This is a genomic window from Thermomonas sp. (assembly GCF_041919455.1).
Taxonomy (GTDB): domain Bacteria; phylum Pseudomonadota; class Gammaproteobacteria; order Xanthomonadales; family Xanthomonadaceae; genus Thermomonas.
In genome coordinates, this window is record NZ_JAYRTQ010000010.1 from 69,934 (window position 1) to 82,317 (window position 12,384).

Annotated in this window: 10 protein-coding genes; 3 read left to right on the forward strand and 7 right to left on the reverse strand. The window is 69.4% G+C overall.

The genetic code is table 11. The features are described 5' to 3' along the window. The first annotated feature begins 1 nt into the window (after nt 1). Nucleotides 2-343, forward strand: a complete 342-nt coding sequence (locus tag ACE3T8_RS08980) for a DMT family protein (RefSeq protein WP_374608614.1) — start codon at nt 2-4, stop codon at nt 341-343. Nucleotides 344-500: 157 nt separating this feature from the next. Here the strand turns inward: ACE3T8_RS08980 and ACE3T8_RS08985 are convergent, their stop codons facing one another. Genes ACE3T8_RS08985 through nudE form a run of 4 tightly spaced genes read right to left on the reverse strand, consistent with a single transcriptional unit; the run spans nt 501 to nt 3,032 of the window. Next, nucleotides 501-818 (reverse strand): Mpo1-like protein, encoded by a 318-nt coding sequence (locus ACE3T8_RS08985; RefSeq protein ID WP_374608616.1) that lies wholly within the window; start codon nt 816-818, stop codon nt 501-503. Continuing rightward, nucleotides 815-1,696 (reverse strand): nucleoside triphosphate pyrophosphohydrolase, encoded by an 882-nt coding sequence (gene mazG, locus ACE3T8_RS08990; protein WP_374608618.1) that lies wholly within the window; start codon nt 1,694-1,696, stop codon nt 815-817. The genes ACE3T8_RS08985 and mazG overlap by 4 nt, the downstream gene beginning before the upstream one ends. Continuing rightward, a complete protein-coding gene (cysQ, locus tag ACE3T8_RS08995; RefSeq protein WP_374608620.1) occupies nt 1,693-2,487 on the reverse strand; it encodes a 3'(2'),5'-bisphosphate nucleotidase CysQ in 795 nt (264 codons plus the stop codon). The genes mazG and cysQ overlap by 4 nt, the downstream gene beginning before the upstream one ends. Continuing rightward, complete coding sequence (gene nudE / locus ACE3T8_RS09000; protein WP_374608622.1) at nt 2,484-3,032, reverse strand: ADP compounds hydrolase NudE; 549 nt, start codon at nt 3,030-3,032, stop codon at nt 2,484-2,486. Before nudE ends, cysQ begins: the two co-directional genes overlap by 4 nt. Before the next feature lie 29 nt (nt 3,033-3,061). On the opposite strand from nudE, the gene bioA reads away from it, so the two are divergent. Next, a complete protein-coding gene (bioA, locus tag ACE3T8_RS09005) occupies nt 3,062-4,459 on the forward strand; it encodes an adenosylmethionine--8-amino-7-oxononanoate transaminase (protein WP_374608624.1) in 1,398 nt (465 codons plus the stop codon). Then, the gene (locus ACE3T8_RS09010) at nt 4,450-5,181 is read left to right on the forward strand and encodes a 16S rRNA (uracil(1498)-N(3))-methyltransferase (protein WP_374608626.1); all 732 of its coding nucleotides are present in this window, start codon (nt 4,450-4,452) and stop codon (nt 5,179-5,181) included. Before bioA ends, ACE3T8_RS09010 begins: the two co-directional genes overlap by 10 nt. 13 nt (nt 5,182-5,194) lie before the next feature. Here the strand turns inward: ACE3T8_RS09010 and ACE3T8_RS09015 are convergent, their stop codons facing one another. The 3 genes from ACE3T8_RS09015 to ACE3T8_RS09025 are packed head-to-tail and all read right to left on the reverse strand — an operon-like array spanning nt 5,195 to nt 12,344. Then, on the reverse strand, nt 5,195-5,680 hold the full coding sequence (locus tag ACE3T8_RS09015; RefSeq protein ID WP_374608628.1) for a chemotaxis protein CheW: 486 nt from the start codon (nt 5,678-5,680) through the stop codon (nt 5,195-5,197). Between the two features lie 8 nt (nt 5,681-5,688). Then, nucleotides 5,689-6,690 (reverse strand): chemotaxis protein CheB, encoded by a 1,002-nt coding sequence (locus ACE3T8_RS09020; protein ID WP_374608630.1) that lies wholly within the window; start codon nt 6,688-6,690, stop codon nt 5,689-5,691. Continuing rightward, nucleotides 6,687-12,344: an Hpt domain-containing protein gene (locus ACE3T8_RS09025; RefSeq protein WP_374608632.1), complete on the reverse strand. Its 5,658-nt coding sequence runs from the start codon at nt 12,342-12,344 to the stop codon at nt 6,687-6,689. The genes ACE3T8_RS09020 and ACE3T8_RS09025 overlap by 4 nt, the downstream gene beginning before the upstream one ends. Nucleotides 12,345-12,384: the final 40 nt, after the last annotated feature.

Consider the following 12,384-nt stretch of genomic DNA (forward strand, 5'->3'; position numbering starts at 1 on the left):
CATGCCCTACGAGCGTTTGCTGCCCCCGGTGCTGCTGCTGTTCTCCAATGTATTCATGACCTTCGCCTGGTATGCGCACCTCAAGCACAAGGACATCGCGCTGTGGAAGGTGATCCTGGCGAGTTGGGGCATCGCCTTCTTCGAGTACCTGCTGATGGTGCCGGCCAACCGGATGGGCAGCGCGGTCTACAGCGCACCGCAATTGAAAGGCATGCAGGAAGTGCTGACCCTGCTGGTGTTCGCGGGCTTCTCGTACTGGTACCTGGGACAGCCGCTGAAGTGGAACCACTGGGCCGGCTTCGCGCTCATCGCGGCGGCGGCGTGGCTGATCTTCCTGGAGTGATCTTCGACAACGCAGCCGATATGCCGGAAGCGGGTCTGCGCGGTCGGGGCTTGCTCCGGGACCTTCGGCGACAGGATGTCGCCGATGTGCCTACATGGACGTCACACGGCGCGTCCCGGAGTGAGTCCCGGCCGCGCGGATACGCGTAACGCAAGGATCAGAACGGGATCTTGCCGACCAGGATGTCCTTGTACATCACCCAATCGCCGGCGAAGGAATAGAACGGGTGCTTGAACGTGGCCGGGCGGTTCTTCTCGAAGAAGAAATGCCCGATCCATGCGAACGCATAGCCCGACAGCAGCGCACCGAGGAACCACCATGCATTGCCGCTGGTCACCGCCAGCAGGATGAAGCCCAGCGCGAAACTGGTGCCGGTGAAATGCAGGCGGCGGCAGGTCGTGTTGCGGTGCTCGCCGAGGTAGAACGGATAGAACTCGCGGAAGCTGGCGAACTTGTGTTGCACGTCGCTGCTCATGATGCCGCTCCCTTCTCCGCCGCCTTGGCGCGATCCCAGTAGCGATCCTGCGCTTCCAGCGATTGCCCGGCAAGGCCGCCGTCCGCGGCCGCCAGCGCCTCCATCGTGCGGAAGCGCCGCTCGAATTTCAGGTTGGCCCGGCGCAGCGCGCTGCCCATGTCGACCTTCGCATGCCGCGCGAGGTTGGCGCAGACGAACAGGATGTCGCCGAGTTCGTCCTCCAGCCGGTCGCGCGCGGCGGCATCGCCAGGCGAGGCCGCCACCGCCGCGAACTCCACCCGGACCTCCTCGATCTCCTCGTGCAGTTTTTCCAGCACGGGCTCGGGGCCGGGCCAGTCGAAGCCGACCTTGGCGGCCTTGTGCTGCAGCTTCACCGCACGCTGCCATTCCGGCAGCCCGCGCGAGATGCCGGCGAGTGCGGACGTGTCGACATCGCCCTTCGCCGCGCGTTCCGCACGCTTGAGGTCTTCCCAGTGCTGCAGCTGCGCTTCGGCATCGTCCTTGCGCGCCTCTTCCGCGGCCGCTCCCGGCATCCTGCCTCCCGCGGCATTCGCACATCCATGTGCATCAAAGACGTGCGGATGCCGGCGCGTCATCTTGTCGCAGATCGCCGCGACCACGTCGCCGAACTCGAACGCGCCCTGCTCCTTCGCCATCTGTGCGTGGAAGACCACTTGCAGCAGCAGGTCGCCGAGTTCGTCCTTGAGATCGGTCAGGTCACCGCGATCGATCGCGTCGGCGACTTCGTAGGCTTCCTCGATCGTGTAAGGCGCAATCGTCGAGAAATCCTGCGCGAGATCCCACGGGCAACCGCCATCGGGATTGCGCAGCGTGGCCATGATGTCCAGCAATTTTCCGATGTCGTGCGAATCGTTCATGCCGGCAAGCGGCCACGCAGGGCGATGTCCCCGAGCGCAATGAAGTCGCCATTGAGCAACGTGTCGCGCTGGTTGTAGCGGAACGGACGGCCGCGCGGATCCAGCACCGCGCCACCTGCGCCTTCCAGGATCGCCTGGCCGGCGGCCGTGTCCCATTCGCTGGTGGGACCGAAGCGCGGGTAGAGGTCGATGCCGCCATCGGCGATCCGGCAGAACTTCAGCGACGAGCCGCAGCCCACCACGTCGCTGCCGGGCAACGCGTCGATCACCGCCTGGGTGCGTTCGTCGCGATGCGAGCGGCTGGCGGCGATGCGCAGTGGTGCCGATGCGGGGATACGCGCGTGGATCGCCACGTCGCCGGCATCGCCCTCGCGGATGAAAGCGCCGAGGCCGGCACCGCCATGCCAGAGCGCGCCCGTCACCGGCTGCTGGATCACGCCCCAGGTCGCCACGCCGTCTTCGACCAGCGCGATGTTGACGGTGAACTCGCCATTGCGCTTGATGAACTCGCGGGTGCCGTCGAGCGGATCGACCAGCCAGAACGTGGTCCATTCGCGACGCGCGGCGATGTCGAGGTCCTTCGATTCTTCCGACAGCACCGGGATGTGCGGCGTCAGCGCCTGCAGGCCGGCCACGATGCAGCGATGCGATGCGAGGTCGGCCGCGGTCAGCGGCGAGCGGTCGTCCTTGTGCTCGATCGCGAACGGACTCTCGTAGACCGCCAGGATCTCGGCAGCGGCGGCACGCGCCAGCGCGATCACGGCGTCGCGCTGTTCGTTCGACAGGATCATCCTTGCTGCCTCAGCCATTCGCGGGCGATGAACAACGACGCGATGGTGCGGCCTTCCGAGAAATCCTCGCGCAGAATCAAGTCGCCGAGGTCATCGAGCTTCCACGGGATCACCTCGAGTTCCTCCGGCTCGTCGCCGGGCAGGCGCTGCGGATACAGGTCGCGCGCCAGCACCAGGTGGGTCTGGTGGCTCATGTACACCGGCGCCAGGGTGATGCTGCGCAGCACCTGCAGGTCGCGGGCGCCGTAGCCGGCTTCTTCCATCAATTCGCGGTTGGCGGCTTCGATGGGGCTCTCGCCGGCATCGATGCGGCCTTTCACCAGGCCCAGTTCGTAGCGGTGCACGCCGGCGGCGTATTCGCGTACCAGCAACACCGTCTCGGCATCCAGCATCGGCACCACCGCGACCGCACCGTGGCCGCGTCCGTGCAGGCGTTCGTAGCGACGGCGCTCGCCGTTGCTGAACTCCAGGTCGAGCCGCTCCATGCGGTACGGGCTGTCTTCGTGCTCGGTGATGCCGTGGATGATGGGCAGGGGGCGGCTCACGGCGCGTCTCCCGCGGCGATAATGGGGGAATGGAAGCGATTCACGATGGCCCCATGATAGCCGCCGCGGAACACTGGCGGGCGCGCGACCTCGCCGTGCTCTGGCACCCGTGCACGCAGATGCGCGAGCATCCGGACATCCTGCCGCTGGTGCCGATCGAGCGCGGTGAGGGGGCATGGCTCGTCGGCCGCGATGGCCGGCGCTACCTCGACGCGGTCAGCAGTTGGTGGACCAATCTGTTCGGCCACGCCGAGCCACGGATTGCGCACGCCATCGCCACTCAGGCGATGACCCTGGAACAGGTGATCCTGGCCGGGTTCTCGCACCAGCCGGCGGTCGAGCTGGCCGAGAACCTGCTGGCGATCGCCCCGCGACAACCGGACCGCGCGCCGCTGGCCAAGGTGTTCTATGCCGACAACGGATCGGCCGGCGTGGAAGTCGCGCTGAAGATGGCCTTCCACTGGTTCCGCAACCGCGGCGAGGACCGGCGCACGAAGTTCGTCGCGCTGGAGAACGGTTACCACGGCGAAACCGTCGGCGCGTTGTCGGTAGGCGATATCCCGCTCTATCGACGCGTGTATGCGCCCCTGCTGGCCGAGGCCTTGTTCGCGCCCTCGCCGGACGCTTATGCGGCGCAGCCTGGCGACACCGCCCGCGACTGTGCCGAACGTGCGGCGGACGGCCTGCGCGACCTGCTGGAACGCCATGCCGGTGAAGTCTGTGCGCTGATCCTGGAACCGCGCGTGCAATGCGCCGGCGGCATGCGCATGCATGACCCGCAGTACCTGCGTCGCGCGCGCGAACTCTGCGACGCGCATGGCGTGTTCCTGATCGCCGACGAGATCGCGGTCGGCTTCGGTCGCACCGGCACCCTGTTCGCTTGCGAACAGGCCGGCGTGCAGCCCGACCTGCTGTGCCTGTCGAAGGGCCTGACCGGCGGCTTCCTGCCACTGGCCGCAGTGCTGTGCACGCAGGCGCTCTACGAAGGCTTCCTGGACGAATCGCGCGAACGCGCCTTCCTGCATTCGCACAGCTACACCGGCAATCCGCTGGCCTGCGCGGCGGCGCTGGCCTCGCTGGCGATCTTCGAATCCGACGATGTACTGGCGCGCAATCGCGCGACCGCGTTGCGCATGGCCGAACTCGCGGCACCGTTGGCGGATCTTGCGCATGTGGCCGATGTGCGTCAGGCCGGGATGATCGTGGCTTTCGAGCTCACCCGGGGAGGCGACAAGCGCACCCCACTCGATCCGTCGTTGCGGGTCGGCCTGCGCGCATATCGCGCGGCGCTCGAGCGTGGCGTGGTGTTGCGCCCGCTCGGGGACATCCTGTACTGGATGCCGCCTTACTGCATCGATGGCGAACAACTGGAGCTGCTCGCGCGGGTGACCCGCGATTCGATCCTGGAGGCCAGCGCATGCGCCTGACCCGCAGCCATGTCGACCTGCCATTGCGGGTCGGCAACGAGATCGCGTTGCCCGAGGACGTCGCCGCGCACCTGCTGCGCGTGTTGCGCCTGCAGGTCGGCGATGCCTGCGTGCTGTTCAACGGCGACGGCCACGATTACGACGCGCACATCACTGCACTCGGCAAGCGCGAGGCGCGCGCCGAGGTCGTGGCCGCACGACGCATCGAAAACGAATCGCCGCTGCGCATCACCCTGCTGCAGGGCATCGCGCGCGGCGAGAAGATGGACTGGATCCTGCAGAAAGCGACCGAGCTCGGCATCGCCCGGATCCTCCCGGCCAGCAGCGACCGCAGCGAGGTCAAGCTGGATGCGCAGCGCGCCGACAAGCGCTTGCTGCACTGGCGCGGCATCGTGGCGTCGGCCTGCGAGCAGAGTGGCCGGGCGACCTTGCCCGAAGTCGCCGCGCCGCAGTCGCTGGCGCAGGCCGCCGCCATGCGCGAAGGACGCGGTTTCATCCTCGACCCGTTCGCCGAGGCATCGCTGTCGTCGCTGCAGGGTGTCGAATTGCGTGCCTGCACGATCGCGATCGGACCCGAGGGCGGCTGGTCGCCGCGCGACCGCGAACAACTGGTCGCGGCCGGTTACGAAGGACTGCGGCTCGGCCCGCGCGTGCTGCGCACCGAGACCGCCGGGATCGCCGCGATCGCGGCCCTGCAGGCCGCCTGCGGCGACCTGGGCTGACGCAACGCCGCGGTCAGGCCGCGGCGGCGAGCGCGGCGGCGATCTGCTCCTCGATCGCGGCCAGGTCCGGCACCAGCGCGTCGTCGTCGTTGAGGCGAACGCGGCCCAACACGCCTTCCAGCAATTCCGTGTCGTCGCCTTCGGCAGAGAGGGTGGTTTCGGTCACCGTCACCAGGCGCGGGAAGCCCTGGGTCAGCAGGGCGAAGAACGGACGCTTGGCATCGCCGCCCAGCGCCTTCAGCACGATCACCTTGCTGCCCAGTCCGCCCTTCTCGTCGGCGACCCCGGTGAAGCGGGAAAACGAGACCAGCGGCACCTGCCAGCCGCGCCAGCGCGTGCGACCCAGCAACCAGTCCGGTGCATCCGCGATCGGTTCCGGATCCGAGTAGGACAGCACTTCCGCGATGGTGGCATTGGGCAGCAGCAGGCGCGCATTGGCGACCTGGATGAGCACGCCGCGGATGATCTGGTCGGGGATAGACTGCATGGGAACGGACATGGGGAACCTCAGGCGGGCCAGCGTTGCAGCAGTTTTTGGGCGAGTTGGGCCAGGCTCAGCGCCTCGCCACCGCGGGCCACCAGCGCATTGCTGGCGGCCGGATCGAAACAGTAGGCGGCGGACTGGCCGACGACGAGGGCACCGGCCAGGCACATCGCCATGGCCTGGTCGACCAGGCCCGCATCGGCACCGCTGAGCAGCAGCAGGGCGCTGTCTTCGGCGCGCAGCGCGGCGTAGGCCGGTTCACCGTCCGTGGGGGCGAACACCAGCCCGGCCGGCGCCGCCTGCAGGTCCAGGCCATCCGGGAGCACGTGCACGGTGCCCGGCTGCAAGGCATCCCCGGCCTGCGCCATCACCACCTGCATCTGCGCGGCACGCTGCATCTGCCGGACCAGCTTGTCGTACTGACCACCCTCGATGCGCTGGCGCAACAGCACCGGTCGCGGGAAATTCGCTGGAAGCCCGCCGAGCAACTGCCGGACCGCGTCGGGACCGCCCACGCCGGCGGCGATCACCACCGCGCCCGGCGCGGTCGATGAGGCGGGCGTCCGCGATTGCGGCACGTCTGGCATGGCCGCGATCTGCAGGCTGAGCGCCTCCATTTCCGCCTGGAAGCCTTGCGGTTCGGGGCTGGCCGCGACTGGCGCGGCCACCGTCGCATCCCGGCTGGGCGGCAGCACGTCGTCGTGGCCGTGCAGCTTGGCTTGCAGGTGGCGGGCCCAGCGCGCGGCTTCCCAGCCATCGCGCTTGGCGGCCACGTCGGCATCGTCGAACAGGATCTCCAGCGCGGGATCGCCGAGCACCCCGTCGAACTTGTCGAGGGCGTGCTCGGCCAGCGGATCGAGGATCACCAGCACCACGTCCGGCGCGGCGTCGCGCACATCGGCTTCGCTCGCGCTCGCCGGGTCGAGCAGGGCGGCGACGTCGGCGCCGGCCTGCGCGATCGCGGCCTCAGTGCGCTCGCGCGCGACTCCTGCGCGCGCCAGCACGACCACGCGCTTGCGGCTCATTGCAGCTGACCGTCACCGGCGCGCTCCAGCTTGAGCAGCTCGAACACGTTGCGCATCAGCTCGACTTCCTGGTACGGCTTGCCGAGGTAACGCTCCACGCCCAGGTCCATCGCGCGCTGGCGATGTTTGTCGCCGGTACGCGAGGTGATCATGATGATCGGGACGTCGCGCATGCGCGGGTCCGCCTTCATCGCGGTCGCCAGCTCGTAACCGTCCATGCGCGGCATTTCGATGTCGAGCAGCATCAGGTCCGGGATGACATCGGCCATCCGTTCCAGCGCGTCGATGCCGTCCTTCGCGGTGGCGACCTCGAAGTTGTGGCGTTCCAGCACGCGGCCGGTGACCTTGCGCATGGTGATCGAGTCGTCGACCACCATGACCAGCGGCACCCGGCGCTGCTCGACCACCTGCTCGACCGGCACCGCATCGCGCGGCATCGCGGCGAAGCGGCGGACCAGCGGGGCGATGTCGAGGATGACCACCACGCGGCCGTCGCCCATGATCGTCGCGCCGAAGATGCCGGGCACGGATGCAAGCTGCGGACCGCCGGCCTTCACCACGATTTCGCGGTTGCCGACCACCTGGTCGATCGCTACCGCCGCGCGCAGGTCGCCGGAGCGGACCAGCAGCAACGGTACCTGCAACTGCCCTTCCGCCTTCGCGGACACGGTGCCGACCAGGCCACCGAGGTCGTGCAGCGCGTAGTCCTCGCCGCCGTAGCGGTAGACCGCGTCGGGCTTGGCCATGTCCTCGCGGCTGATGCGGCCGACGCCGCGGACCGAGGCGATCGGCACCGCGTATTCGGTGTCGCCGATCTTGACGAAGACCGCCTGGGTGACCGCCAGCGTCTGCGGCAGGCGCAGGGTGAAGGTGGTGCCTTCGCCCGGGCGCGAGGCGATGTCCAGCGAGCCGCCGAGCTGGCGCACTTCGCTGGCGACCACGTCCATGCCGACGCCGCGGCCGGCGAGGCGACTGACGGTCTCGGCCGTGGAGAAGCCGGGTTCCAGGATCAGGACGTCGAGGTCGCCGTCGGAGAGGATGGCGTCGGGCTTGATCAGGCCGCGTTCGACCGCACGGGCGCGGATCGCGGCGCGATCCAAACCACCGCCGTCGTCGCCGACCTGCAGCACCACTTCCGACCCTTCGCGGCGTACCGCCACGCGAATGCTGCCTTCCTCGCCCTTTCCCGCCTTGCGGCGCGCATCCGGCGTTTCCAGGCCATGTGCGATCGCGTTGCGGAGCATGTGCTCCAGCGGCGCGGTCATGCGCTCCAGCACGCTGCGGTCGAGTTCGCCCTGCGCACCGTCCAGCTTGAGCTGCGCCAGCTTGCCGGTTTCGCCGGTGGCCTGGCGGATGACGCGACGCAGGCGCGGCACCAGGCCCTCGAACGGCACCATGCGCGTGCGCATGAGGCCTTCCTGCAGGTCCGAGCTGACGCGCGACTGCTGCAGGAGCAGGGTTTCGTACTGGCGGGTCAGGTCTTCCATCGACCCGTGCAGGGCCTGCAAGTCGGCCGCGGACTCGCCGAGGGCGCGCGACAGCTGCTGCAGGGTGCTGAACCGGTCGAGCTCGAGCGGATCGAAGGTTTCGTTGCCGGCCGCGCCTTCGCGCTGGTAGCGGGCGATGATCTGCGCTTCGGTTTCGGAATCGAGGCGGCGCAGCTGGTCGCGCAGACGGATGTTGGTCTGCTCCATTTCCTGCGCGGTGCCGCGGAATGCCGAGAGCTGCTGTTCCAGGCGCGAGCGGTAGATCGCCACTTCGCCGGCGTAGTTCACCAGGCGGTCGAGCAGGTCGGCGCGGATACGCACCTGTTCCTGCGGCGCGCGGATGCCGATGTCGTCGTCGTCGCCGAAGCCTTCCTGCACGATCGGTGCCGACAGCGGCTTGAGTTCGATCTTCGGCGCCGGTGCGGGCACGAACGTCAGCCCGTCGTCGACGGCCTCGGCAACCGCCGCGATCGGGGCTTCGGCGCGGGCATTCAGTTCGTCGATCAGGCCAACCGGCAGGCCCACGGCGCGACGCGCGGCGACGCGGGTGATCATGCCGTGCAGGCGGTCGAAGCCGCGCTCCAGCAAGGGCACGCCATCGCGGCCGAGTTCGGCACGCTGCGCCACCACCGCTTCGAGCAGGGTTTCCATGGAGTGGCCGAGCTCGCCGACCGCCATGATGCCGGCCATGCGTGCGCCGCCCTTCAGGGTATGCAGGTCGCGCTGCAGGCCGACCATCGCCTCGCGGTCCTCGGGCGCGTCGCGCAGCTGCGCGAGTAGGCCATCGGAGTGGTCGAGCAGGTCGCCGCCTTCCTCCACGAAGATGTCGACCAGTTCGGCGTCCAGGCCGTCCATGTCGAGGGCTTCGTCCGGATCTTCCGCGGAGGTCGCGGACGACAGCAGGGCTGCCAGCGCGGCCTGCTCGCGCGCCTTGGCCGCGGCTGCGGCTTCGGCAGCGCGACGCTCGGCTTCCACGCGCGCGGCCTCGGCACGGGCTTCGGCCAGTCGCGCCGCTTCCAGGCGATCCGCTTCCTGGCGCGCGGCGACGATGCGCTCGGCTTCCAGGCGATCCGCCTCGGCGCGTTCGGCAGCCAGGCGGGCCGCTTCGGCTTCCTCGGCGGCGATGCGCTCGGCTTCCAGGCGTTCGGCTTCGAGGCGGGCCGCCTCTTCCGCCGCCAGGCGCTCGGCTTCGGCACGTGCGGCTTCTTCCGCGGCGATGCGTTCGGCTTCCGCCTGTTCGGCGGCGACACGCGCCGCTTCGGCTTCTTCGGCGGCGATGCGCTCGGCTTCCAGGCGTTCCGCTTCGAGACGGGCGGCTTCTTCCGCCGCCAGTCGCTCCGCTTCTGCCTGTTCGGCGGCCAGGCGGGCTTCTTCCGCTTCGGCTGCGGCGATGCGTTCCGCCTCCACGCGCTCGGCTTCGATGCGCGCCGCTTCCAGCGCGGCAAGCCGTTCGGCTTCCAGGCGTTCCGCTTCGAGTCGCGCGGCTTCGAGCGCCGCGAGACGTTCGGCTTCGGACTCGATGGCGGCAATGCGGGCCGCTTCGGCTTCCTGTGCGGCGATGCGCTCCGCTTCCAGGCGCTCGGCTTCCAGCCGTTCAGCCTCGGCACGCGCGGCGGCTTCCTCTGCCGCAATGCGTTCGGCTTCGGCCTGCTCGGCGGCCAGGCGCGCGGCCTCGGCTTCTTCCGCGGCCAGGCGTTCGGCTTCGAGGCGCTCGTTCTCGAGGCGCTCGGCTTCCAACCGTTCGGCCTCGGCACGCGCGGCTTCTTCGGCCGCCAGACGCTCGGCTTCCGCCTGTTCGGCGGCGAGGCGTTCGGCTTCGGCGAGCTCCGCATGTTCCGCGGCCTTGCGCGCAGCCTCGGCGGCGGCGTCGATGAACGGCAGGCTGCTTTCGGGCAGAGTGTCGCGCAAGGCCGACACGCGCGCGGCCAGCGCGGCGTACACCGGCACCTGGGCAGGCGTGGCCTGCAGGGCGGCAGTCGTGGTGCGCACCGCATCGGCGACTTCGCCCAGGATGGCGATGCCATCGGCGTCGGCCGGCGCGTTGGCGGCGAGCAGGCGCTTGACGTAGCCCTCGGCCGGCGCGGTGAACGCGGTCACCGACGGCACTTCGGTCATCGCGAACGCGCCGTTGAGGGTGTGGATCGCGCGGACCAGCCCGTCGTTGACGCTGGCATCGCCGGCACGCGCCTGCGCCAGCCACGCATCGACGGTTTCCAGGTGCCCACCGACTTCGGAGCCGAGGATCTCCAGCAGCACCGGGTCGACGTGGGCGGCCACGGTCTCCGCGACGGGAGCCGCAGCTTCCGGTTCGCTTGCGCGTTCCGATGGCTTGGCGACCGGCGCGCTGCCGGCGGTATCCAGCAATACGTCTTCGCCGGCGGCAAGCCGATCGGCGACCGCTTCCATCGAGGCGATGTCGAGCGTGCCCGTCGCTTCACCGCGCAGGGCAGCGAGCAGCTGCGGCAGCGCCGCGCGGGTCTGGCCGACGAAGGCCACGACCGCCGGGCTGGCCGGGCGCGAACCGTCGAGCACGCGGTTGAGCATGTTCTCGACGTGCCAACTGAATTCGCCGAGGGTCTTGGCGCCGACCAGGCGGCCGCTGCCCTTCAGCGTGTGGAACACACGGCGGATCGGGCGCAGCAGTTCGCCGTCGTCCGGCGTGCGCTTCCACGGCGCCAGCAGGTCGTCGAGGTTGCTGATCTCTTCCTGGAATTCCTCCAGGAAGATCTCGCGGATTTCGTCGTCGATTTCGTCGCCGACGGCATCGAAGCCGGCGTTGAGCACCGGTGCATCGGCCTGCACGCTGACCGTGGCGGCCGCTTCGACGGTCTCGACCGCTTGCGGCGCTTCGAACACGACCGGCTCGACCACCGGCGCGGCTTCGACCGGTGCAGGTTCGGACAGGGTGGCGACGCCATCGTCCGGCAGCGGCCAGTAGCGCAGTTGTTCCAGGCTGGTGCGGGTCTTGTCGAGCAGGTCCTGGCGCTGGCCGAGCGGATCGCGCAGCGACTCCAGGTAGTACTCCATGCCGGCCAGGGCATCGGCCAGGGTGTCCAGCTGGCGCCCGCCTGGCACCTGCTTGCGACCCAGCAGCTCGGCGTGGCTGTAGCGGCGCAGTGCTTCCAGGTAGCCCGCCGGCTGCGGCAGGTTGAGGATGCGCATCGCACCGGCGACTTCGGCCAGCAGGCGCGGCACCGGGTCCAGGACCGCGTGGTCCCAGTCGGTTTCGACGAAGGCGACGAAGGCATTGCGGACTTCGGCGAAATTGGCCGCGGCCTCGCGCGCCAGCGCGCCCATCACCTTGCGCGATTCCTGCGCCAGTTGGTCGTCGCCGTCGCCCGGGGCATCGCCCGTTCCCAGGCGGGTGACCTGGTCATCGAGTGAATGTTCGATGTAGATCAGCGCGCCGGCGACTTCCATCAGGTCGCCCTCGCTGGGCGGCCGGCTGCCGTCGGCGATGCCCTGCACCACCTTGCGCTGTTCCTGGACCACGCCACGCGCACTGTCCAAGCCAAGCATGCCGAGGGTTTCGCCGATGCGATCCAGCGCTTCCGCCTGCGGCTGCAGCTCGGCGACGTTGCCGCCACCGGCGCGCAGGTGCAGGTCGAGCGCGTCCTTGACCCGCAACAAGTCTTCCTTGAGCGCCGCGGACACGGTGTCGAGGAGGGCGCGGTTGCGCCCGGCCAGGCTGCCACGTGCATGCTCCAGCTCGGCCTCGGTCGCCTCGACCAGCAGGCTGGGCAAGGCATCCTGCTGCAGGGCATCGACGCCGCGCGCGGTGCGCAGGTCGTTGATCAACGGCAGCAGCACGATCGGGATGTCGCGATGGCCGCCCTGCAGGCGTTCCAGGTAATCCGGCAACTGCACCACGCCGCGCATCAATGCCGCCAGGGCATCGTCGCGGTTGCCCGGCACACCCTCGAGCAGCGCGCCGGCCAGTTGTTCCATCTCGCCGGCGACCATCGCCGGGGCCTGCAATTCGAGCATGCGCAGGGTGCCCTGCACCTGGTGCAGGTAGCCGGCGCACGCCCGCATGGGCGACACGTCCGCGGGGGCTTCGACGAAGGCCTCGATCTCGAGCCGCGCCTGGCGCAGGGTCTCGTCGATCTCGGGCTTCACCCAGCCGAGCGCGGTATGGTCGATGGCATCGCGCAGCGCCGTGGTCATCGCGAAGCTCCGCTATCGCCCCGCGTCGCGGGGCATGCCT